This is a genomic window from Bradyrhizobium sp. CCGB20, assembly GCF_024199855.1.
In the GTDB taxonomy this organism is placed as follows: Bacteria; Pseudomonadota; Alphaproteobacteria; order Rhizobiales; family Xanthobacteraceae; genus Bradyrhizobium.
In genome coordinates this window covers 8301303-8321628 of the sequence record NZ_JANADN010000001.1, presented here as the reverse complement: position 1 = coordinate 8321628, position 20326 = coordinate 8301303, and the positions used below count along the sequence as shown (strand labels likewise).

The following is a 20326-nucleotide window of genomic DNA, read 5'->3' as shown; positions in this document are numbered from 1 at the left end:
CGTGCGGCCGATCAGATGCGGCGCGCGAGCGCCGCGTTGCCGGTGGTGCGCTGGGGCGGAGGCGCTGAAGACGGCGCGCCAGATGTCGTACCTTGGCTGGGGGAAGCGGAGCCATTGGATCCCTGAATATCCTGCGCCTGGTTCGGCGAGGCCCCGCCGGTAGCAGATGCTCCATCCGGCCGCAATGGCCGGGGCGGCGCGAACAGGAACCCCTGGCCGAACCGTACGTCGTAGTCGAGCAGGTCGACCACCGCGCGCTCGCCCTCGATCCGCTCGGCGATCAGGTCGATGCCGAAGCGGCCGAGCAGGTCGGAGAGGTCGGAAGGGTGGATGTCCGAGGTCGAGGCTTGCCGGGGGTCGAGCAGGAGCGAGGCCGGCACCTTGATGAAGCGCACGCCGCGATCGGCGAGCTCGCGCGGCTCGATCCTGAGGTCCGTGACATGGTCGATCGAGAAGCGGAAACCGCGTTGGGCCAGCGCGGCGAGATTCTCGGTCTCGGCCGGGCCGAGATTGCGGAAGGTCGACTGCTTGAACTCCAGCACCAGCGATGGCGCCAACGCCCGGTTGGCTTCGAGGAAGTCGAGGCACTGCGCGAAGCTGGTGGAATTGCCGAGCGTGGAGGCTGCGACGTTGCAGAACACGCCGACATCCTTGTTGCGCACCATCAGGCGGCGCAGCACCTGCACACAGCGCAGCATCACCATGTTGTCGATGCGTCCGATCAGACCTGAGGCTTCGGCGATGCTGATGAACTCCTCGGCGGCGATCAGCTGGTCGCGCTCGTCGCGCAGGCGCGTCACCGCCTCGTAGAACCGCACCTTGCGCTGCGGCAGCGTCACCATCGGCTGGAGGAAGATGTCGATGCGGTTCTCGTCGATGGCGTTGCGCAGCGTGGCCAGCAACTGGGTCTGGTTGCGGCCATTGGCGGCCTGGGTCTGGAGCGCCGGCGCGGGCCGCGGCTGCGCTGCGGGGGCCGGGGGCGCCGCGGGGAGCGGCGGCGCAACCGGCCGCTCCTCGACCGTCGCCATCAGGTCGAGCGGCGCCATCAGTTCGGGCGCGGCGACCGGAGCGGGGGAGGGTGTCGGCGTGGCCCCCGCCAGGAGGTCTTCATGGGTCGAGACGGTGCTGGCGAGTTGCCTGACCAGCCCGCCGAGTTCGTTGATCTCGCCGACCACGGACTGGATGCGGTCGGAGTTGGTCGAATTCGACGAGGCGATGCGCCCCTCGATCGCAGCCAACCGGCGGCCGAACTCGGCGACCTGGCGGGCGAGGTCGGCGGTGCCGCGCGAGAGGTCGGCGATCTGGCCGCCGACGTCGCTGCGGTCGCGCAGCCGCATCGACACCGCGTTGTAGAGGATCAGGAAGGTCAGCGCGGTCAGCGCCACGATGGCGGATTCGGTTCCGCTGATGCCGGCGACCGAGTAGAGCACAAGCCCGAGCGAGGCCGCGACCAGAACCATGCAGATGGCGATGAAGATCGTCGAAATGCGAATCATGCCGCGCGTTACGCCTCAAAGAGCTGACTGCCTCACCCCGGGAAAACACGGGTCAGTGTGCGAACCCGTCACGCCTCATGCTCCCCCAAAGCAAAACGAGCTTAACACCATTGTTGATTCGAGGGGATAGCGGCCTCCGTGCGGCTCAGGTCAGGCCGGCGCGGCGAAAGCCTTCGAGGTAGTGCTCGCGGTCGGCGTCGAGCTTGATCGGCATGAACTCGGCGATCCAGGCCAGCGACACGTTCGGCTGAGCGCGATGGAGCTCCTTCAGGGCCGCGCGCGCGATCTCGGTCTGCCCGGCCATGGCGGCGGCTGCGACCAGCACCCGATGCCCGCCGACGAAGTCGCTGCGCTGGCGCAGCGCCTCCTGTGCGAGCCGGATGGCTTCCTCGTAGTCGCTGCCCAGGAAGCGGGCGAAGGCGGCGATGCCGAAATAGACCGGCGCATAGGGGTCGCGCGGGCTGAGGCGGATCGCGCGGCGCGCGGCCTCGTCGGCGTCCCGCCAGCGGCCGCAATAGCTCAGCGCCAGGCCATAATAGCCCTGTGCCAGCGCAAAATTCGGATTGAGCCGGAGCGCGGTCTCGAATTCGGCGAGCGAGTCGTCGAACCGCCGCGCGAACAGGTCGACATGGCCGAGCGCATTATGCGCCCAGGCATCCTCGTCGTCGGCGCGGATCGCGGCCCGCGCCGCGCGCTCGGCGGCGGAGATAGCGGTGGCCATCTCCATCCAGCCCATATGCGCCGTGAACATGTAGCTGGTGCCGAGCAGGCCGAGTGCCTTGCCATAGTTCGGGTCGAGCGCGATGGCCTTCTCGAGCAGGGCCTGCGCCACGACATGATCCTGCCGCGTCACACGCCAGTAATGCGACAGCGCACGCATCAGCAGATCCCAGGCGTCCATGCTGTCCGGCGGCTTCTGCTGGGCGCGAAAGCTTTCGGCGGCGTAGAGCTGCGGCTCGATCGCGGCGACGATCGCTTCCGTGATCCCGTCCTGCACGGCGAAGACGTCGGCGAGCTCGCGGTCGTAGCGTTCGGCCCACAGATGGCTGCCGGTAGCGACGTCGTTGAGCTGCGCGGTGATGCGGACGCGGCCACCGTCCTTGCGGACGCTGCCCTCGACGACATAGCGCACGCCGAGCTCCTCGGCGATCTGCCGCAGGTGAACCGTGCGGCCCTTGTAGATGAAGGAGGAGTTGCGCGCGATCACGAAGAACCAGCGCAGCTTCGACAGCGCGGTGATGATGTCCTCGCTGATGCCGTCGGAAAAATAGTCCTGCTCGGCCTCGCCGCTCATATTGGTGAAGGGCAGGACCGCGATCGCGGGACGGTCGGGCAGCGGCAAGCCCGCCGGTGCCGGGGCGGCGCGCCGGATCGTCGCCGCCGGCGTTGCCGCCTCGGAGGGTTCGGTCACCTCGCCGACGAACCGCACGCCCTTGCGCGCGATGGTGCGGATCAGCCGCTGCTCCTCGCCATTGTCGCCAACCGCGCGCCGTGCGGCGTTGATCCGGCTGGTCAGCGTCGATTCCGAGACGACGCGGCCGTTCCAGATCGCATCGAGCAGATTGTCCCGCGTCACCACGCGCTCGCGGTTGCGGATGAGATAGATCAGGAGATCGAACACCTGGGGCTCGAGCGCGATGAGCGTCTCCGCCCGCCGCAATTCGCGGCGCTCGGGGTCGAGCACGAAATCCTCGAACTGAAACGCCACGCCGCCCCTCGGTTACCGTTCGGAAATCAAGGTGCTCTCAGCGTAAAATAACGTCGCTCTCAAGGCCAGCGCAGCGGATGCGCCCTATCGTCCCGGCGTTTTCAACCGCAGGAGATTGCCATGTCGACATCCGCCGCGCTCAAGCCAGCCTCCGCCCAACCCGATCTTGCCGCCGTCAAGCAGCGCCAGCACGGCGCCTGGTCGTCCGGCGACTATGCGATCGTCGGCACCACCTTGCAGATCGTCGGCGAACAGCTCTGTGAGGCCCTGGATTTGCGCGCCGGCAGCAAGGTGCTGGACGTCGCCGCCGGCAACGGCAATGCGACCCTGGCCGCGGCACGGCGCTGGTGTGACGTCACATCCACCGATTACGTGCCGGCACTGCTCAAGCGCGGACAGGAGCGGGCGGCGGCGGACCACCTGACGGTCGAATTTCGCGAGGCGGATGCCGAAGCGCTGCCGTTTGCCGATGCGAGCTACGACGTCGTGCTCTCGACCTTCGGCGTGATGTTCACGCCGGACCAGGACAAGGCGGCCTCCGAGCTGGCGCGGGTCTGCAGATCCGGCGGCAAGATCGGCCTCGCCAACTGGACGCCGCAGGGCTTCATCGGCCAGCTGTTCAAGACTATCGGCAAGCATGTCGCCCCGCCGGCCGGTGTGAAATCACCTGCCTTGTGGGGCACGCCGGCGCGGCTCGAGGAGATGTTCGCAAGCCAGGCTTCGGAGATCGTTGCCGAACCGCGCATGTTCGTGTTCCGCTATCGCTCGCCGGAGCACTGGCTCGACGTCTTCAAGTCCTATTACGGGCCGATGCTGAAGGCGTTCGCCGCGCTCGACGAGAGCGGCCAGGCGGCGCTGCGCCGTGATCTCATGACGCTGCTCGGCGAGTTCAACCATGCCGACGACGGCACGGTCGTCGTGCACAGCGAATATCTGGAGGCGGTGATCAGCAAGCGCTGATCCCCGTCGTGATGCGGTCAGGCCGGCGTTCGGCCTGACCGCCGTCCATCAACATGGCGCGGCGGCGCCGACCGTGTCGGCCGAGACGGCCTCGCGGCTGCCGAGCGGCTTGGCCGGTCCGGTGGTCGTGTCGCGCAGGGTCTGCCGCTCGATTTCCGAGTTCAGCTCCGCTCCGAACATGATGACGATGGCGGACATCCACATCCACATCATCAGGCCGATCGCCGCGCCGAGCGAGCCATAGGTCGCGTTGTAATTGGCGAAGGCCGAGAGATACCAGGACAACAGCGCCGAGCCGGCAATCCAGAGGATGGCGGCCGCCACCGCGCCGAGGCTCAGCCATTGCCAGCGCGGCGCATCGCGGCTGGGGGCGAAGCGGTAGAGGACCGCGAGCGCCGCGAGCAGGATCAGGAACAGGAGCGGCCATCGCGCCAGCGCCACGATCAACTTGCTCTCGGGCGCCATGCCGAGATGATCGAGCGCGAGCGGGAAGGCGACCACGGTGCCCACCATCAACAACAGCGCCGCGATGCCGCCGACCGTGAAGGCCAGCGACACCAGGTTCAGCTTGATGAAGCTGCGCTTCTCGCGCTCCTCATAGGCGACGTTGAGGGCGTCGAAGATGGATTTCACGCCGGCATTGGCGCTCCAGATCGCGAGCAGGAGGCCGGACAGGAAGGCGACACCGAGGGTCGCATTGCCGTTCGACACCACGCGCGCGACCTGGTCCTCGACGATCTGGAACGAGCCTTCGGGCAGCATCGTCGCGAGCGTCTGCAGGTTGGAGCTGATCGTCGAGGGATCGGCGAACAGTCCGTAGGACGAGACCAGCGCGGTCACGGCGGGAAAGATCGCGAGCAGCCCGAAGAAGACGACGCCGCCCGCGGTCGCAAGCAGGCGATCGTCGTCGATGCGCTGATAGGTACGCCAGAAGATATCCTTCCAGCCCGCCCAGGGAATTGTGAACGGGCTCCTTGCCCGGCGGCCATGGCCTGGCTGCACGGCTGCGCCTGCTGGGCTCGTCTCCGGTGAACTTGCTTCATTGTTGCGATGGTCTTGCGGGGGCCCCGGCCGAATGACGCCGGACTCCTGGAAGTAGCGTTCCGCAGTCAGCACGAAGACGGCCGTGGCGGCGACCAGCACCCAACTGTCGAGCTGCTCGGTGGACCGCGCACGCATTTTCAGGCGTCCAATCGGTGGCCGTGCCGCCGCCGGCGCGCGGCGGTGAAGCCCAGCAGCCCGACGGCTGCGAGCATCAAGCCAAGTTGCACGGGCCGGTGAGTCCGCGCCGACGGGGCGTTGCCGCTACGGCTGCGTTCGCCCGGTGCGAGCGGCACCAGCGGAATCGTCGTCGCGACCTCCTTCACGGCCTGCTTGACCGTTCCGCGCGGGATCCGCGGCGTGGCGATCGCAACGCGCATCCGGCTGGCAAGCGGCACGATCGGCTTGTCCCGACGCTTCATCTGGGCCAGAGCCAAGCCGGCGCAGCACGCGGCCAGCACCAGGAGCACGGCCGCGACGGCACCGAACCCCCAGAATTGTCCGTAAGCGATCGCGACCCAACGATACAGGGCCATCAAGCCGACAAAGAAGGTGGCGATCAGGAACAGCGCTGCCGCTGCGAACAGCCCCGCCGCGACCGCATAGGACGTCACGCGTCCCGTGGCCTGATCGGTGCGGTCGCGCAGATAGGACCGGGCGGCGCGTCTGAGATGGTTGAGTTTCAGCGCCATGCCGGCGCGCAGCAATTCACCCGATGGCGCGAGCATGCGGGCATCCTCCGAGAGCGAGAAAATTCGTCGGGGGATGAACGTGGCGGAATTTGACTTGTTCCGCGCGGAGCGGGGTGCCGTGACGGATCAGCCGAGATCGGCAGCCGCGATCCAGAACACCTCGCCCTCGGACTCCTCGGTGTCCAGCCAGAGCAGCGGCAGTTCCGGGAAGGCCTCGTCGACCAGTTCGCGGCCGCGGCCGATCTCGCAGATCAGCCCGCCATCCGCCGTCAGGTGGTCGGGCGCATCGCGCAGGATGCGGCGCACCACATCGAGGCCGTCGGCGCCGCCGTCGAAGGCAAGCTTCGGCTCGGCGCGGCACTCCGGCGGCAGCGCCGCCATGCCGTCCGCATCGACGTAAGGCGGGTTGGTGATGATCAAATCGTATTTGTTGTCGCTAAGCGGAGCGAACAAATCGCCCCGGTGCAGCGCGATCCGTTCATCGAGCCCGTGCTCGGTGACATTGCGCGTGGCGACTTCCAGCGCGCCCTTGGAGATGTCGACGGCGTCGATCACAGCGTTCGGGAAATGATGCGCGGCGAGGATCGCCAGGCACCCCGAGCCCGTGCAGAGATCGAGCACGCGCTCGACGGCCGTGGGGTCGTCGATCAGCGAGCCGACCTCGCCGTCGCCGCCGAAATGCGAGTCCAGCAGCTCGCCAATGAAGGAGCGCGGAACGATGACGCGCTCGTCGACATAGAAGGGCAGGCCGCGCATGTAGATCTTGTTGACGAGATAGGCGGCCGGTTTGCGCGTGGTGACGCGCTGATGGATGAGGTCGAGGATGGTCTTGCCTTCCGCCGTGGTGACGCAGGCATGGGCAAAGATCTCGAACTGGTCGGGATGCAGATGCAGGGTTTCGCAGACCAGGAACACGGCTTCGGCGACGGGATCGGTCGTGCCATGGGCGAAGGCGAGCTTCGCCTCATTGAAGCGGCTCACCGCATAGCGGACGAAATCGATCAGCGTGAGCAGTTCGCCGCGGCCGACCTTCGCGAGCTTTGGCGCGGCGCGGCCGCGCACGGTCTTCTTGGATGCTCTTGCCATCAGGATCGGGTCCAGCGTGCGGTGGCCTCGTCGTCACGGGCGTGGGCCTCGACCCAGCCGGTGCCGGCGGCACTCTCTTCTTTTTTCCAGAACGGCGCGTTGGTCTTGAGATAATCCATCAGGAACTCGGCGGCCTGGAACGCCGCCTGGCGGTGCTGCGAGGCCGTCAGCACCAGCACGATGTTCTGCCCCGGCATGAACCGCCCCACACGGTGGATGATGGTGACGCCGTTCAGCGGCCAGCGCGATACAGCTTCGTCGGCATGGCGCTTGATCTCCTCTTCCGCCATGCCGGGATAGTGCTCGAGCGTGAGCGCGGCGATCTTCGCGCTGTCCTCGTCGCCGCGGCAGATGCCGGAAAAGCTCACGACGGCGCCGATGTCGGTGCGGCTCGCGGTCAGGATCGCGATCTCGCGCGCGATGTCGAAATCGTCTTCCTGGATGCGGATGGTGACGGGGCAGGTGGCGACAGGGGAGGTGGTGACAGGGGAGGTCATGGCCTAGCCGCCGGTCATCGGCGGGAAGAACGCGATCTCGCGGGCGCCCGCGATCACCGCGTCCGGTTTGACGTGGGCATGGTCGATCGCGGTGCGGATCACCTTCGGTTTCTCGAAGGCGTAGGCATAGGCCTCGCTCTGGCCGGACAGCCAGGCGATCAGCTCCTCGACGGTGCGTACGGTCGCGGGCGGCTCGATGGTCTCCTCGGCCTTGCCGACGCGCTCGCGCACCCAGGCGAAGTACTTCACCTTCATCCCTCATCCTCCTTGATGAGGTGATGGATGCCGGCCCGGAAATAGTCGTAGCCGGTGTACATGGTCAGGATGGCCGAGGCCCACAGCAGCGCCAGTCCGATCATCGAGACCAGGGGCACCACCTCGTCGCCGGCCGGGCCAGCCAGCAGGAAGCCGATGGCGATGAGCTGAACGGTCGTCTTCCACTTGGCAAGCTTGGTCACGGGCACGCTTACCCGCAACGCCGCGAGATATTCGCGCAGGCCCGAGACCAGGATCTCGCGGCACAGGATCACGATGGCGGCCCACAGCGACCAGCCGTGGATGATGCCGTCGGCGGCCAGCATCAGCAGGCACGAGGCGACCAGCAGCTTGTCGGCGATCGGATCGAGCATCCGGCCGAACGCGGATTGCTGATTCCAGATCCGCGCGTAATAGCCGTCGAGGTAGTCGGTGACCGCGGCCGCGATGAAAATGGCGACCGCGACCCAGCGCAGCCACAGCGGGCCGTCCATGATCGACTGGGCATAGATGCACCCGACCACGACCGGGATCGCGGCGATCCGGCCATAGGTCAGGATGTTCGGGAGGGACATCGCGCGGCTGGTCGTCCCTCGTGTCGTGGCGATGTTCATCCGTCCTACCAATACCGCTGGTGCCCTAAGGTCAACCGTCCCATCCCCACACATGGGGTGTGGGAGACGACGACCATATGACCCCGCCCCCTTTAGTTCATCCCGGCTGGGGATGGAAATACTCGAAAATCCTGCGGGCGCTCTCCGCACTTACCCCCGGAACCTTGCCGAGATCGGCGATCGAGGCCCGCTCGATCTCCTTCAGGGTTCCGAAATGATGCAGCAAGGCACGTTTGCGTGACGGGCCGATGCCCGGAATCTCCTGCAAACCGGCCTCGCGGATGTCCTTCTTGCGCAGCTTGCGGTGCGAGCCGATGACGAAGCGGTGGGCCTCGTCGCGCAGGCGCTGGATGAAATAGAGCACCGGATCGCGCGGCTCCAGCTTGATCGCCTCGCGCTCCGGCATGAACAGGGTTTCGCGGCCGGCATCCCGGTCCGGTCCCTTGGCGACCGACATCAGCGACACCTGGGTCAGGCCGAGATTGGTAAAGATCTCCCTGACGGCGTTGAGCTGGCCGCGGCCGCCGTCGATGATCACGAGGTCCGGCCATTGCGGGAAGTCGTCCTCCCTGGCCTTGGCCGCACTCTCCTCCGGCGGATTGATCAGGCGCTTGAAGCGGCGCTCCAGCACCTCGCGCATCATGCCGTAATCGTCGCCCGGGGTCAGCCCTTCCGACTTGATGTTGAACTTGCGGTACTGGTTCTTCACGAAGCCATCGGGGCCGGCGACGATCATGGCGCCGACCGCGTTGGTGCCCTGGATATGGCTGTTGTCGTAGACCTCGATGCGCTTGGGCGCGTGGGGCAGGGCCAGCGTCGTCGCCATGGCGTCGAGCAGGCGGCTCTGGGTCGCGGTGTCCGCGAGCTTGCGGCCGAGCGCCTCGCGCGCATTGGTCAGCGCGTGGGCGACCAGCTCCTTCTTCTCGCCGCGCTTGGGCGCCGTGACCTCGATCTTGTGGCCGGCCTTGATCGACAGCGCATTGGCGAGCAGCTCGCTCTCCTCGATCTCGTGCGAGAGCAGGATGTTCTTCGGCGGCGGCTTGTCGTCGTAGAACTGGGCGAGGAAGGACCCCAGCACTTCCTCCGGCGTAAACGTCTTCTCCGCGCGCGGGAAATAGGCGCGGTTGCCCCAGTTCTGTCCGGTGCGGAAGAAGAACACTTCGACGCAGGAGAAGCCGCCCTCCTGATGGATGGCGAACACGTCGGCTTCTTCCACCGTGCGTGGATTGATGCCCTGCTGCGACTGGATCGCCGACAACGCGGCAAGGCGGTCGCGGTAGAGCGCCGCGCGCTCGAATTCGAGCTCGCCGGACGCCTTCTCCATCTCGCCGGCAAGCTCCTGCTTCACCGCATGGCTCTTGCCGGAGAGGAAGTCGGTCGCCTCGCGCACCAGCGTCGTATAGCCGGGGAAGTCGATCTCGCGGGTGCAGGGGCCGGCGCAGCGGCGGATCTGGTAGAGCAGGCAGGGCCGCGAGCGGCTCTCGAAGAAGGAGTCCGTGCAGGAGCGGATCAGGAACGCGCGCTGCAAGGCGGTGATGGTGCGGTTGACGGCGCCGGCGGAGGCGAACGGGCCGAAATAGCGCCCGGGCCGGGTCTGCGCGCCGCGGTGCTTCAGGATCTGCGGCGCCCAATGATCGCCGGTGATCAGGATGTAGGGAAACGACTTGTCGTCGCGCAGCTGCACGTTGAAGCGCGGCCGCAGCTGCTTGATGAGGTTGGCTTCCAGCAGCAGCGCTTCGGTCTCGGTGTTGGTCGAGACGATCTCCACGGTCACCGTGGCGGCGATCATGCGCAGGATGCGCGCCGGCTGCGGCGCGCTCTGGCGCGCATAGTTTGACAGGCGCTTTTTGACGTTCTTGGCCTTGCCGACATAGAGCACGTCGGCATTCGCATTGAGCATGCGATAGACGCCGGGCGAGGTGGGGGCAAGGCGGACCGCGCGCTCGATCGCCTCATGGCCGGTCGCCAGCGGCTCCTCGCCGACCGCGCCGCTCTCCTCCAGGATGTCAGGCAACAGCGCATCGTCCTCGTCCTCGCCCGCGGTGGTGGCGGGATCGAGGTCCGGCGGCGCCAGGCTCTCCGGCGGGGCGTCGGTCGCCGTGGCGCGCGGCGGTTTGCGCGCCCGTGCGTCGTCCGGATTGTCGGTGGAATCGTGAACCATGGTGCGAATTTAGGCGCTGGGAGCGCCGATTTGAAGTTCCGGACATGCCGCACACACAGGATGGCGGCGCAGTTCCCGGTAACGCTTGCTTAAGCCTGTTAACAGCGCGGTAACCCGGCTTAACAGGCCTTTAACTTAAAACTCTCGATAAATCTTACGCGAAAAAGTGGTGGTTCCGTAACCATGCGGTTTTGCCTCGCGCGGCTGCGCGGGCATCGCGCGCGGTGACGGCAGTTTGCGTTGGAGAGTGGGATGAAGAGGTTCGTCGTGGGCGCAGCCGCGTTGGTTGCAGCCGGCTGGACAGCTTCGGCAGAGGCCGCCGATCTCTATGGCCAGCGGGCGCCCTATACGGTCAATCAGCCGCTCAACGCGTATAGCTGGGCCGGTCCCTATCTCGGCGGCAACATCGGCTACGAATGGGGCTCCGTCAGCAATAGTCCCGTAAAACCCTCCGGCTTCGTCGGTGGTGTGCAGGCCGGCTACAATTTCCAGAACGGGCCGTGGGTGTTCGGCGTCGAGGGCGACATCCAGGCCGCCGGTGCCGACGACACCTTTGCGCCGTGGAAGTTCTCCAATCCCTGGTTCGGCACGCTGCGCGGACGCGCCGGCTATGCCTTCAGCAATGTGCTGTTCTACGGCACCGCCGGCCTCGCCTTCGGCGAACTGCGCGCGCAGACATTCGGCTGGACGGAGTCGCACACCAGCGCAGGCTGGACCATCGGTGCCGGCGCGGAAGTCGGCTTCGCGCCGAACTGGAGCGCCAAGCTCGAATATCTCTACATCGATCTGTCGACGAGCCAGTTTGCAATTACAGGCGTGTCAAACGGCTACAGCGCCAGCGTTGTGCGCGCAGGCGTGAACTATCACTTCTGATAGCTGAAGAAGAAAATACCGGACAACAACCTCCCGGCCGCTCGCGGCCGGGATTTTTTTCGCCAGGTGTTTTGCGTCAGGCCGGCTAGGCAAGGATGACTAAATTGACCGCCTTCGGTCCCTTGCCCTTCTTGTCGGGCTCGACTTCGAAAGTAATACGCTGTCCTTCGGCAAGATCCTTCAGTCCCGCACGCTCCACAGCAGTAATATGTACGAAGACGTCACGACCACCGTCGTCCGGCTTGATGAATCCGTAGCCGCGTTCGCCGTTGAAAAATTTAACCGTTCCCGTCATGGCCATCGGGAAACTCCCCCTCATTGCTCCTCCGTCGCGACGCAGACACACGTCACGACATGACCGGGCCTTACGAAGCCCGGGAGCTGGCCATCCTTGGGCGGACCTTTCGGTCCGTTGGATCTTTCTTAGGGCCTTCACTCCGCCGCAACCATTCGCGGAAGCGGAACGTAAAGCCAGTCACGCAAACAGCATAATACGGTTCTCGGCGGATTGACTACCGCCCCTGCATATTTTTCCCAAGAATGCCGGGGTGTTACAGCCTCGGCACCTCTAATCGGAATCTGGCAGCGCCGCCCTGTCCGAGCGGTATTTCCAGCTCGGGCAGGATCGTCTTGAGCTCGCCCTGCAGCGTGTACGGCGGATTGACGATCAGCAGTCCGGTTGAGGTGAGGGCTGCACCATCGAGCTGCGGCGCCACGCTGAATTCGAGTCGCAGGCATTTTCCCGGTGGTTTTGCTGCAGCTGCGAGCCGCGCGACCGTCTGCACCAGCGTGTCGGTCGCGCGCCGGTTCTTGGCCGGATACCAGATTACATAGATACCGGTCGGCCATTTCGCGAAAGCCGTCGAGAATGTTTCGCCGAGCTTTTCGAACTCATCCTTCGCTTCGAACGGCGGATCGATCAGCACGAGGCCGCGCCGTTCCTTCGGCGGCACGAAGGCCGGCAGCGCCACCCAGCCGTCGAGATCGACCACGCGCGCCTGTTCGTCGCGGCGCAACACGTCGATCAGTGCCTTGCGCGCCTTCGGCTCGAGCTCGCAGGCAACGAGGCGATCCTGCGGCCGCAGCAGGCCGCGCGCGATCAGTGGCGAGCCCGGATAGGCCTTGAGCTCGCCCTTTGGATTGAAGGCGCGGACGATGTCGAGATAAGGCTTGACCAGCGCCACACTCTCGTTCGACAGGCGCGCCTGCATCAGCCGCGCGATGCCGGTCAGCCATTCGCCGCTACGGCGCGCCTCGTCGCCTTCGAGATCGTAGAGACCGGCGCCGGCATGGGTGTCGATGACACGGAATGCCCCCGGCTTGTCCTGGAGGTAGGTAATGATGCGCGCGAGCACGATGTGCTTGATGACATCGGTGAAGCTGCCGGCGTGGAAGGCGTGGCGGTAGTTCATGGGACAGGACTACGTTGTTTTGCGCGATCCTACCCACTTGTCATCGCGAGCGCGGCGAAGCAATCCAGAATCCATCCGCGGCAGCAGTCCGGATTGCTTCGCGGAGCCTGTCATCGGGCGGCGCTTCGCGCGGACCCGGTGGCTCGCACTGACGGAAACCTATCCGCCCCTGATCGGCGGCATCGTCACCTGGTCGCGGCGGCAGGCGCGGCGCTCGATCTCCTCGCAGGCCCGGAATTGCAGGTCCTTGCTGAGGCAGATGCGGACCTCGGAGAGCCGGGTCCGGTTGCAAGTGACCGAGATGGCCGCGCTGCTCAGGCCTGCATTGGCTTTGATGAAGGCTTCCTCCACCTCGCCCGGTGCCACGGTCCTGGCCTGCGACAGTTCGAGAAATTCCGCCGGGATCTTGATCGCGGCGCGCGCCTTGCGGATCGTCTCGAAATAATTGCGGCTATCGAGCCCGGAGCAGGTGCCGTGCTTGTCCCACTCGTTGAAGATCAGGCCCGGCGCCGGCATCAGGTCGAGCATCGAGGAGACGATGTTGCGGTTCAGGCGCGGCGACGGCCGCTGGCAATATTCCGGGAAGCCATTTTCATATTGCGGCCACAGCCCGTGCACCACGAACGCGTAGGGCCGCCCGCTGCACTGCATCTGCGAGCGACCGCCGCGCTCGGACGCCTCCTCGCAGAACGAGGGCGACCATGACAGCGACAGCACATAGAAATCGAACTCGCCGGGCGCGTTCTGCCGCTTGTCCTGGGCCTTCGCGCCGCCAGCCAGCCCGGCGGCAAGAACCAGGGGGAGGGTCAGTGAGATCACGAGACGGGAGAACGAATGCAATCTAAAATGAAACATGGCGACGCCCCTCAACTAGACTGTGTAACCAGCCTAGCAGGCAACAAGAACATTTCAAGAACAAAATTCGGACGCAGCCGGTCGCCCTGATCGGTCCGAATCAGGGCTTCTCGATCGAAACGTGTCGATCAAGGCCTGGCGGCGCGGCAGGCCGGATTGTAGGCCCAGTTGCGGTCGAGCCCGACCACGCACCATTCGACGCCATTGCCGTAGCTCGCGAAGCCGCCATCCTCGATGATCGAGAAATGCACCTTGCGCACCTTGCCGTCACTGAGCATGGCCTCGCCGGTGCAATAGCGACGCGGGATGTTGTCGGACTGCCAGGGCCGGAACGCGATCTCGCGAACGGCGGCGAAGCCGGTGATCTTCAACGAGGAATTCCAGAACGAGCTTTCCTTCTCCCAGAACTGGGTGGCGATCGTCGGCAGCGCCTTGTCGCAATCGACGACGGCGCCGTCATAGCGCGGCCCGTTCAGCCAGAAGTTCAGTTCCAGCGGATTGGCGGCCCTGGCCTCACCGAGCGACAACGCTCCGAACATGAGACCGAGCACGGCGGCAAAGCGGAGCGATTTCAGGGGGAGGGCGCGCATGGGCAATCCGGACAGCATGATCTGCGAGGGTCGGACGGTGCCGCGAAGGGACCGGGAGGTCAAGTGCAGCGCGGCAACACTTGGCCAAGAGTTGACCGTAACGTCGCAGCTGACGGGACTTCAGTTCTTTTCACGGGCATCCCGGCACCGTAAACTGGTGCCAACCAATTGGAGTAACGGGAATGCGAATCATTGCGGCCGCGAGCCTTCTCGCCAGCCTGGTTGTCTCGGGTATGATGGCGAGCCAGCCGGCGCGCGCTGACATCCTTCCGGTGCCGCCGTTCAAGGGCAACGACACCGGCGGCATCATCGCCTATTCGATGGCGACGCAGGCCGATGCCCGTCAGGTCGCGGTCGATCATTGCGCGCGCTACGGCAAGGTCGTGAAATTCCTGGCGGTGCAGGCCTATGAGGGCGGCTACATCTCGTTCTCCTGCCGCTGGGTGCCCTATGGCGCCGCCAACCAGCCGATCCGCACGCTCTACTGAGGCGCTTTCGTAACGCCACCTCTCAGCCGGGAGCCTCCCACATGACGCGCAAACTCGCTTTGCTCGGCTCGGCCCTTTGCCTTGTCTTGTCGGCAGGGGCGGCCTGCGCCGACGATCTGCCGGTGCGCAAGGCGGGTCTTTGGGAAATGAAGATGGTCAGGACCGGCACGCCCGTGCCCGAGATGACCATGCAGCACTGCACCGACGAGACCGTCGACAAGGAGATGAGCAACAACGTCTCCCCGATGGCCAAGCAGATCTGCGCCAAGCAGGACATCAAGAAGACCGCGACCGGCTATGTCAGCGATTCCGAGTGCAACGTTGCCGGCATCAGCACGACCTCGCATGCCGAGATCACGGGCGATTTCAACTCGGCCTATACGGTGAAGACCTCGTCCCATGCGCAAGGCGGCGCCGCCGGTGCGGCGGGCCGCGATACCACCGTGACTCTCGAAGCCAAGTGGTTGGGAGCCTGCAAGCCGGACCAGAAGCCCGGCGACATCGTGATGCCCGGCGGCTTCAAGATGAACGTGCGCGACATCGACAAGCTGAAGGCGCTGCTGCCGAAGTAGGCGAGATCGTCGCCCGGGATGAACTTTCCCCTCTCCCCTGTGGGAGAGGGTGGCTCGCCGCGTAGCGGCGAGTCGGGTCAGGGGTCTGTTTCCGCGCGTGACTTGCTTATTTTTGAATTCGCTGGGGCAACCCCTCATCCGGCGCTTCGCGCCACCGTCTCCCACAAGGGGAGAAGGGAAGATTGCACTTACACCGGAATCCGGACGCTCGCCCTTAATCCCCCCATCGGGCTGTCGCCGAGGGTGATGTCGCCGCCATGCGAGCGGGCGATGTCGCGGGCGATGGCAAGGCCGAGGCCCGTGCCGCCTTCGTCCTGGTTGCGGGCATTGTCCAGCCGCAGGAATGGCTTGAACACCTCTTCGCGCAGATGAGCGGGAATGCCGGGGCCATCGTCGTCGACCGTGACGGTCAAATAACGGTGATCGCGCTGTCCGCTGATCGCGATGGCCTTGCCGTAGCGCGCCGCGTTGGTGACGAGGTTGGCAAGGCAGCGCTTGAACGAGGCCGGCTTCACCGTCACCACGGGCAGGCCGTGGAACGCCACGGTCGCGATGTGGCCGTGGCGCTCGGCGTCGCTGCGCAGCTCCTCGAGCGCCTGCGCCATGTCGGTCGGTTGCGACTGCTCGCCGGAATCGCCGCGGGCAAACGCAAGATAGTCCTCCAGCATCATCGACATCTCGTCGACGTCCTTGCGCATGCCTTCCATCTCGGGGCTGTCCCCGATCAGCGCCAACTCGAGCTTGAAGCGCGTCAGGATGGTGCGCAGATCGTGGCTGACGCCGGCGAGCATCGCGGTGCGCTGCTCCATCGTGCGTTCGATGCGCGATTTCATTTCAAGGAAGGCGACCGCCGCGCGCCGCACCTCGCGCGCGCCGCGCGGCCGAAAATTCGGCGCTTCGCGACCCTTGCCGAAGCTTTCGGCGGCATCCGCGAGGCGCAGGATCGGCCTGATCTGGTTGCGCAGGAACAGCACCGCGACGATCAGCAGGATCGAGGATGTGCCGACCATCCAGAACAGGAAGATCTCCGAGTTCGAGGCGTAGGCGGCGCTGCGCTGTGCGAACACGCGCATGACGGCGTCGTCGAGCTGGATGCGGATCTCGACGAGGTTGGAGCGGCCGACGGTGTCGATCCAGAACGAGCGCCCGATCTGGCGGCCGAGCTGCACCGACAGCGTCTGGTCGAGCAGCGAGAAGAACGGCTTTGGCCCCGGCGGCGGCATGTCGCCGGCGGGCAGGAAATCGACCACGAGCCCGAGGCGCTGCTGGGCAATGCGGCGGATCTGGTCGCGGTCCTTGTCCTGCGGATAGCCCTTGTAGACGTCGATCAGCGCGGCGATGTCCTGCACCACCGCAGCCGACAGGCGGCGCGTCACGGTGTTCCAGTGCCGCTCCATGAACACGAAGGCGACGACGGATTGCAGCACCACCATCGGCACGATCATGATGAGGAGCGCGCGCGCATAGAGGCCGGTCGGCATCCAGCCCTTGAACGCGTTGCCCATCCAGCCATTGGCGGCCGAGACGCGGCCGGCGGCGCTCTTGAGCAGCGTCAGGCCGGTATCGATCGTGCTCATCGGTCGCGCTTCACTGCTTTATGGCGAGGCCACAAGGCGGTAGCCGATGCCGCGCACCGCCTGGAGGAACAGCGGATTGGCGGGATCGGTCTCGATCTTGCGCCTGAGGCGGTTGATCTGCACGTCGACGGCGCGCTCGTTGACGGTGCCATTGCCGGTCAGCGCGCTGCGCGGCACGGTCTCGCCGGGTGTTTCCGAGAGAATGCGCAGCATCTCGCGTTCGCGGTCGGTGAGGTGGATGACCTCCTCGCCCTGGCGCAGTTCGCCGCGATCAAGATGGTAGACGTAAGGTCCGAACGCGATCTTCTCCACCGTCGCGGCCTGCGGCGGCGGCGCCGCGCGCTTGAGGATGTTGTTGATGCGCAGCGCAAGCTCGCGCGGTTCGAACGGCTTTGCCACGTAGTCGTCGGCCCCGATCTGGAGTCCCTCGATGCGGGATTCCGCTTCATGCCGCGCCGTCAGCATCACGATCGGCACCGAGGAGGAGGTCCGGATGAAGCGGGCAAGGTCGAAGCCGGTCTCGCCGGGCATCATGACGTCGAGGATCAGAAGATCGAAATGCAGGCCGAGCAGCTTCGAGCGTGCGTCGCCGGCGCTGGCCGCGGTGGTGACGCGATAGCCTTCGCCGGCGAGAAAGCGCGAGAGCAGATCGCGGATGCGGCGGTCGTCGTCGACCAGCAGCAGATGCGGCGCATCGTCGGCCGGTTCTACCGGCGGACGGGCGAGCGTGGCAGCGAGCGGCACGGTCACTCCTTGCTGTCTTGATTGACGTTGGCGAAGATCGTCTCGAGCACCTTGTCCGGATCGTCGCGGTCGATCATGGCGCGCAGGAAGCGCTTGACGGTCTCGGCATCCTGCGGCGCCATCTCGGCGAGCGCCTTGGTGATGCGCGTGGTCTGGAGCCCGGCGAGCTTCTGCACCAGCGCCTCGCCCTTCGGCGTCGCGTAGAGCAGGCGCTGGCGGCGGTCATTGTCGCCGGTCTTCTGCACGATATAGCCCTCGTCCAGAAGCTGCTTGAGCACGCGGCCGAGCGACTGCTTGGTGATGCGCAGGACGTCGAGCAGGTCGGCGACCTTGAGGCCGGGGTAGCGGTAGACGAAATGCATGACCCGGTGGTGGGCCCGGCCGAAGCCGAACGCCTCCAGCTCCTGGTCGGGATCGCCGACGAAATCGCGATAAGCGAAGAACAGTAGCTCGATGATATCCCAGCGCAAATTGCCTCCATCGCCTGCGGCCGGCCGTGGCTCGGCTGCGTCTTGAGAGGGAGTCGCGAAATTTATGTCAGGCATATTGACGTATCTTGGGTTCAATGTTACAAAACGATCGACCCGCACGAAATTTTAGATCGTATCGCGTCGGGTGGCATCAAAGCAGGGCGGCCCAAAGAGAGCCGGACAGGCGGCGACGGCCGGAGCAGATCTACCGTGCCATTGTCGAGCGGCATTTCGGCAAAACATACTGGACTTCCGCCTTCCGCAAAAGCATGTCCTCGGCGACATGCTGGCCACGGAAACCGGCCGTAAAAAGGCTGGCGGCGGTCCGGCCAGAAACCACATCAAGCCAGCTGGGCCCAAAGAGGGCAGGCGGGCGCCAGAACAGCGCCGCTACCGGCAGCGGGAGGCAAGGACATGAGCATGAAATTCGACATCCAGCCCGCATCCAATCCCACGCCTGAGAAGGACCGCGTCGCCAAGCTGGTGGACCCCGGCTTCGGACGGGTCTTCACCGATCACATGGCGATCGTCCGCTACAACCAGGCCAAGGGTGGCTGGTACGAGGCGCGAATCGAAGCGCGCGCCAACTTCCAGCTCGATCCGGCCGGCGCCGTCCTGCACTATGCTCAGGAAATCTTCGAAGGCCTCAAGGCCTACAAGCGCGACGACGGCGGCGTGAACCTGTTTCGTCCCGACGCCAACGCGCGCCGCTTCAAGGACTCCGCCGATCGCATGGCGATGGCGCAGATCCCCGAAGACGTCTTCATCGAAGCGGTCGAACAGGTCGTGCGCATCGACCGCGCCTGGATGCCGGGCGGCGAGGGCAGCCTTTACTTGCGCCCCTTCATGATCGCGAGCGAGACCTTCCTCGGCGTCAAGCCGTCGTCCGAATACATTTTTGCGGTTATCGCTTCGCCGGTGGGTTCGTACTTCAAGGGCGGGCCTGCGCCGGTCTCGATCTGGGTCTCGGAGAACTACACGCGCGCCGCGGTCGGCGGGACCGGCGCCGTCAAGTGCGGCGGCAATTATGCCGCGAGCCTGCGCGCCCAGGCGGAAGCCATTCAGCACGGTTGCGATCAGGTCGTCTTCCTCGACGCAATCGAGCGCCGCTACATCGAGGAGCTCGGCGGCATGAACGTCTTCTTCGTGTTCGACGACGGCTCGCTCTCGACGCCGCCGCTCGGCACGATCCTGCCCGGCATCACCCGCGACTCCATCATCGCGCTCGCCCGCGATGCCGGAAAGACCGTGCGCGAGGAGCCGTATTCGCTCGACCAGTGGCGCAAGGACGCGGCCAGCGGCAAGCTCAAGGAAGCTTTTGCCTGCGGCACCGCCGCCGTGATCTCGCCGATCGGCAAGGTGCGCTCGGTCAGCGGCGATTTCGAGATCAGCGGCGGCGCCGCCGGCCCCGTCGCCATGGGCCTGCGCAAGCAGCTCGTCGACATCCAGTACGGCCGCACCAACGATCCGCACAACTGGATCCGCAAGGTGTTTTGATATTTGGTGAGTGCGTTTCCCCTCTCTCGCGGGGGAGAGGGGAAACGCGCAACGTTTGTGGCCTATTGCGCACTGAACGTGCTGCTGCCGACATGCGACAAAACCGGGAGACATCGAAGCATCCTGGATATCGCGAACATGGCAACCAAACTTTCCCAACCCATGAAGTGGGTCATTCTCGCCGCCATCACCGGCGTCTCCGTTTTCGGCATCCTGACCATCGGCCCCGTGCACGAGGTCGTAGCGCAAGACCGCTCGCCGATCGTGGACGTGCGCACCACCGATCCCGAAATGAACACCGCGATCGCGCGCGCCCGCGGCACGCTCCCTACATTCTGGGCTTCCTATGAATCGCCCAAGCCGTCGGAGGCCGGGCATTCCCTCAAAGTGCGCTTTCATACCCACCGGGGCGGCGAGCACATCTGGATCGCCGAGGTGAAGAGACTGCCCAACGGCACCTATTCCGGGCTCTTCGCCAACCAGCCGCGCGATCTGCCCGGCAAACATGCCGGCGACGAGGTCAAGTTCAGCGAAGCCGACATTTCCGACTGGATGTTCATGCGCAACGGCAAGATCGTCGGCGGCGAAACCATCAAGCCGACGCTGAAGTCGCTGCCGAAGGCGGACGCCGATGCCCTCCGGGCCCGGATGGAGCAGCCGTAAACGTGGGGCGTCATTCCGGGATGGTCCGAAGGACCAGACCCGGAATCTCGAGATTCCGGGTTCGATGCTGCGCAT

22 protein-coding genes are annotated in these 20326 nt (G+C 65.6%); 6 read left to right on the top strand and 16 right to left on the bottom strand.

Annotation, left to right across the window (positions count from 1 at the left end; genetic code table 11):
* Positions 1 to 11: 11 nt before the first annotated feature.
* Both NLM15_RS39180 and NLM15_RS39175 read right to left on the bottom strand, forming a co-directional pair.
* A complete protein-coding gene (locus NLM15_RS39180; RefSeq protein WP_254123296.1) occupies positions 12 to 1496 on the bottom strand; it encodes an EAL domain-containing protein in 1485 nt (494 codons plus the stop codon).
* 145 nt (positions 1497 to 1641) lie between these two features.
* Positions 1642 to 3204, bottom strand: coding sequence for a winged helix-turn-helix domain-containing protein (locus NLM15_RS39175; protein WP_254123295.1), 1563 nt, complete (start codon positions 3202 to 3204; stop codon positions 1642 to 1644).
* Positions 3205 to 3324: 120 nt separating this feature from the next.
* On the opposite strand from NLM15_RS39175, the gene NLM15_RS39170 reads away from it, so the two are divergent.
* Positions 3325 to 4164 (top strand): class I SAM-dependent methyltransferase, encoded by an 840-nt coding sequence (locus NLM15_RS39170; protein ID WP_254123294.1) that lies wholly within the window; start codon positions 3325 to 3327, stop codon positions 4162 to 4164.
* A 48-nt stretch (positions 4165 to 4212) separates the two neighbouring features.
* Here the strand turns inward: NLM15_RS39170 and NLM15_RS39165 are convergent, their stop codons facing one another.
* From NLM15_RS39165 to uvrC, 7 genes are all read right to left on the bottom strand, one after another.
* Complete coding sequence (locus NLM15_RS39165; RefSeq protein WP_254123293.1) at positions 4213 to 5343, bottom strand: YihY/virulence factor BrkB family protein; 1131 nt, start codon at positions 5341 to 5343, stop codon at positions 4213 to 4215.
* A gap of 2 nt (positions 5344 to 5345) precedes the next feature.
* Positions 5346 to 5933: a phage holin family protein gene (locus tag NLM15_RS39160; RefSeq protein WP_254123292.1), complete on the bottom strand. Its 588-nt coding sequence runs from the start codon at positions 5931 to 5933 to the stop codon at positions 5346 to 5348.
* A 90-nt stretch (positions 5934 to 6023) separates the two neighbouring features.
* Positions 6024 to 6983 carry a 50S ribosomal protein L3 N(5)-glutamine methyltransferase gene (prmB, locus tag NLM15_RS39155; protein ID WP_254123291.1) on the bottom strand — a complete coding sequence of 320 codons (960 nt, stop codon included), beginning with the start codon at positions 6981 to 6983 and terminating at the stop codon, positions 6024 to 6026.
* Positions 6983 to 7480, bottom strand: coding sequence for a molybdenum cofactor biosynthesis protein MoaE (locus NLM15_RS39150; protein WP_254123290.1), 498 nt, complete (start codon positions 7478 to 7480; stop codon positions 6983 to 6985). Before NLM15_RS39150 ends, prmB begins: the two co-directional genes overlap by 1 nt.
* A 3-nt stretch (positions 7481 to 7483) precedes the next feature.
* Positions 7484 to 7735: a molybdopterin converting factor subunit 1 gene (gene moaD, locus NLM15_RS39145; protein ID WP_254123289.1), complete on the bottom strand. Its 252-nt coding sequence runs from the start codon at positions 7733 to 7735 to the stop codon at positions 7484 to 7486.
* The gene (gene pgsA / locus NLM15_RS39140) at positions 7732 to 8349 is read right to left on the bottom strand and encodes a CDP-diacylglycerol--glycerol-3-phosphate 3-phosphatidyltransferase (protein WP_254123288.1); all 618 of its coding nucleotides are present in this window, start codon (positions 8347 to 8349) and stop codon (positions 7732 to 7734) included. The genes moaD and pgsA overlap by 4 nt, the downstream gene beginning before the upstream one ends.
* 97 nt (positions 8350 to 8446) lie before the next feature.
* Positions 8447 to 10510, bottom strand: a complete 2064-nt coding sequence (gene uvrC / locus NLM15_RS39135) for an excinuclease ABC subunit UvrC (protein ID WP_254123287.1) — start codon at positions 10508 to 10510, stop codon at positions 8447 to 8449.
* A gap of 252 nt (positions 10511 to 10762) precedes the next feature.
* Between uvrC and NLM15_RS39130 the strand changes: the two genes are divergently transcribed.
* Positions 10763 to 11383: an outer membrane protein gene (locus tag NLM15_RS39130; protein WP_254123286.1), complete on the top strand. Its 621-nt coding sequence runs from the start codon at positions 10763 to 10765 to the stop codon at positions 11381 to 11383.
* An 85-nt stretch (positions 11384 to 11468) separates the two neighbouring features.
* Here the strand turns inward: NLM15_RS39130 and NLM15_RS39125 are convergent, their stop codons facing one another.
* The 4 genes from NLM15_RS39125 to NLM15_RS39110 form a co-directional block, all read right to left on the bottom strand.
* Positions 11469 to 11684, bottom strand: coding sequence for a cold-shock protein (locus tag NLM15_RS39125; protein ID WP_028176631.1), 216 nt, complete (start codon positions 11682 to 11684; stop codon positions 11469 to 11471).
* 250 nt (positions 11685 to 11934) lie between these two features.
* A complete protein-coding gene (locus NLM15_RS39120; protein ID WP_254123285.1) occupies positions 11935 to 12795 on the bottom strand; it encodes a 23S rRNA (adenine(2030)-N(6))-methyltransferase RlmJ in 861 nt (286 codons plus the stop codon).
* 159 nt (positions 12796 to 12954) lie between these two features.
* Positions 12955 to 13650 (bottom strand): ribonuclease T2, encoded by a 696-nt coding sequence (locus tag NLM15_RS39115; RefSeq protein ID WP_254123284.1) that lies wholly within the window; start codon positions 13648 to 13650, stop codon positions 12955 to 12957.
* Positions 13651 to 13778: 128 nt separating this feature from the next.
* Positions 13779 to 14189 (bottom strand): hypothetical protein, encoded by a 411-nt coding sequence (locus tag NLM15_RS39110; RefSeq protein ID WP_375166957.1) that lies wholly within the window; start codon positions 14187 to 14189, stop codon positions 13779 to 13781.
* Positions 14190 to 14422: 233 nt separating this feature from the next.
* Between NLM15_RS39110 and NLM15_RS39105 the strand changes: the two genes are divergently transcribed.
* Positions 14423 to 14728, top strand: coding sequence for a hypothetical protein (locus NLM15_RS39105; RefSeq protein ID WP_254123282.1), 306 nt, complete (start codon positions 14423 to 14425; stop codon positions 14726 to 14728).
* A 41-nt stretch (positions 14729 to 14769) separates the two neighbouring features.
* The gene (locus tag NLM15_RS39100) at positions 14770 to 15300 is read left to right on the top strand and encodes a DUF3617 family protein (RefSeq protein ID WP_254123281.1); all 531 of its coding nucleotides are present in this window, start codon (positions 14770 to 14772) and stop codon (positions 15298 to 15300) included.
* 188 nt (positions 15301 to 15488) lie between these two features.
* Here the strand turns inward: NLM15_RS39100 and NLM15_RS39095 are convergent, their stop codons facing one another.
* Genes NLM15_RS39095 through NLM15_RS39085 form a run of 3 tightly spaced genes read right to left on the bottom strand, consistent with a single transcriptional unit; the run spans position 15489 to position 18166 of the window.
* Positions 15489 to 16877 carry an ATP-binding protein gene (locus tag NLM15_RS39095; RefSeq protein ID WP_254123280.1) on the bottom strand — a complete coding sequence of 463 codons (1389 nt, stop codon included), beginning with the start codon at positions 16875 to 16877 and terminating at the stop codon, positions 15489 to 15491.
* Between the two features lie 18 nt (positions 16878 to 16895).
* A complete protein-coding gene (locus NLM15_RS39090; protein WP_254123279.1) occupies positions 16896 to 17627 on the bottom strand; it encodes a response regulator in 732 nt (243 codons plus the stop codon).
* Complete coding sequence (locus NLM15_RS39085; RefSeq protein ID WP_254123278.1) at positions 17624 to 18166, bottom strand: MarR family winged helix-turn-helix transcriptional regulator; 543 nt, start codon at positions 18164 to 18166, stop codon at positions 17624 to 17626. Before NLM15_RS39085 ends, NLM15_RS39090 begins: the two co-directional genes overlap by 4 nt.
* 339 nt (positions 18167 to 18505) lie before the next feature.
* On the opposite strand from NLM15_RS39085, the gene NLM15_RS39080 reads away from it, so the two are divergent.
* Both NLM15_RS39080 and NLM15_RS39075 read left to right on the top strand, forming a co-directional pair.
* Complete coding sequence (locus NLM15_RS39080) at positions 18506 to 19588, top strand: branched-chain amino acid aminotransferase (RefSeq protein ID WP_254123277.1); 1083 nt, start codon at positions 18506 to 18508, stop codon at positions 19586 to 19588.
* Between the two features lie 138 nt (positions 19589 to 19726).
* The gene (locus NLM15_RS39075) at positions 19727 to 20251 is read left to right on the top strand and encodes a YegJ family protein (protein WP_254124651.1); all 525 of its coding nucleotides are present in this window, start codon (positions 19727 to 19729) and stop codon (positions 20249 to 20251) included.
* Positions 20252 to 20326 lie beyond the last annotated feature (75 nt).

Excerpts from the sequence above, each read along its gene's own strand:
- NLM15_RS39180 (WP_254123296.1), bottom strand. The coding sequence starts at position 1,496 with ATGATTCGCATTTCGACGATCTTCATCGCCATCTGCATGGTTCTGGTC.
- NLM15_RS39170 (WP_254123294.1), top strand. The coding sequence starts at position 3,325 with ATGTCGACATCCGCCGCGCTCAAGCCAGCCTCCGCCCAACCCGATCTT.
- NLM15_RS39165 (WP_254123293.1), bottom strand. The coding sequence starts at position 5,343 with ATGCGTGCGCGGTCCACCGAGCAGCTCGACAGTTGGGTGCTGGTCGCC.
- NLM15_RS39160 (WP_254123292.1), bottom strand. The coding sequence starts at position 5,933 with ATGCTCGCGCCATCGGGTGAATTGCTGCGCGCCGGCATGGCGCTGAAA.
- prmB (WP_254123291.1), bottom strand. The coding sequence starts at position 6,983 with ATGGCAAGAGCATCCAAGAAGACCGTGCGCGGCCGCGCCGCGCCAAAG.
- NLM15_RS39150 (WP_254123290.1), bottom strand. The coding sequence starts at position 7,480 with ATGACCTCCCCTGTCACCACCTCCCCTGTCGCCACCTGCCCCGTCACC.
- moaD (WP_254123289.1), bottom strand. The coding sequence starts at position 7,735 with ATGAAGGTGAAGTACTTCGCCTGGGTGCGCGAGCGCGTCGGCAAGGCC.
- pgsA (WP_254123288.1), bottom strand. The coding sequence starts at position 8,349 with ATGAACATCGCCACGACACGAGGGACGACCAGCCGCGCGATGTCCCTC.
- uvrC (WP_254123287.1), bottom strand. The coding sequence starts at position 10,510 with ATGGTTCACGATTCCACCGACAATCCGGACGACGCACGGGCGCGCAAA.
- NLM15_RS39130 (WP_254123286.1), top strand. The coding sequence starts at position 10,763 with ATGAAGAGGTTCGTCGTGGGCGCAGCCGCGTTGGTTGCAGCCGGCTGG.
- NLM15_RS39125 (WP_028176631.1), bottom strand. The coding sequence starts at position 11,684 with ATGGCCATGACGGGAACGGTTAAATTTTTCAACGGCGAACGCGGCTAC.
- NLM15_RS39120 (WP_254123285.1), bottom strand. The coding sequence starts at position 12,795 with ATGAACTACCGCCACGCCTTCCACGCCGGCAGCTTCACCGATGTCATC.
- NLM15_RS39115 (WP_254123284.1), bottom strand. The coding sequence starts at position 13,650 with ATGTTTCATTTTAGATTGCATTCGTTCTCCCGTCTCGTGATCTCACTG.
- NLM15_RS39110 (WP_375166957.1), bottom strand. The coding sequence starts at position 14,189 with ATGTTCGGAGCGTTGTCGCTCGGTGAGGCCAGGGCCGCCAATCCGCTG.
- NLM15_RS39105 (WP_254123282.1), top strand. The coding sequence starts at position 14,423 with ATGCGAATCATTGCGGCCGCGAGCCTTCTCGCCAGCCTGGTTGTCTCG.
- NLM15_RS39100 (WP_254123281.1), top strand. The coding sequence starts at position 14,770 with ATGACGCGCAAACTCGCTTTGCTCGGCTCGGCCCTTTGCCTTGTCTTG.
- NLM15_RS39095 (WP_254123280.1), bottom strand. The coding sequence starts at position 16,877 with ATGAGCACGATCGATACCGGCCTGACGCTGCTCAAGAGCGCCGCCGGC.
- NLM15_RS39085 (WP_254123278.1), bottom strand. The coding sequence starts at position 18,166 with ATGCCTGACATAAATTTCGCGACTCCCTCTCAAGACGCAGCCGAGCCA.
- NLM15_RS39080 (WP_254123277.1), top strand. The coding sequence starts at position 18,506 with ATGAGCATGAAATTCGACATCCAGCCCGCATCCAATCCCACGCCTGAG.
- NLM15_RS39075 (WP_254124651.1), top strand. The coding sequence starts at position 19,727 with ATGGCAACCAAACTTTCCCAACCCATGAAGTGGGTCATTCTCGCCGCC.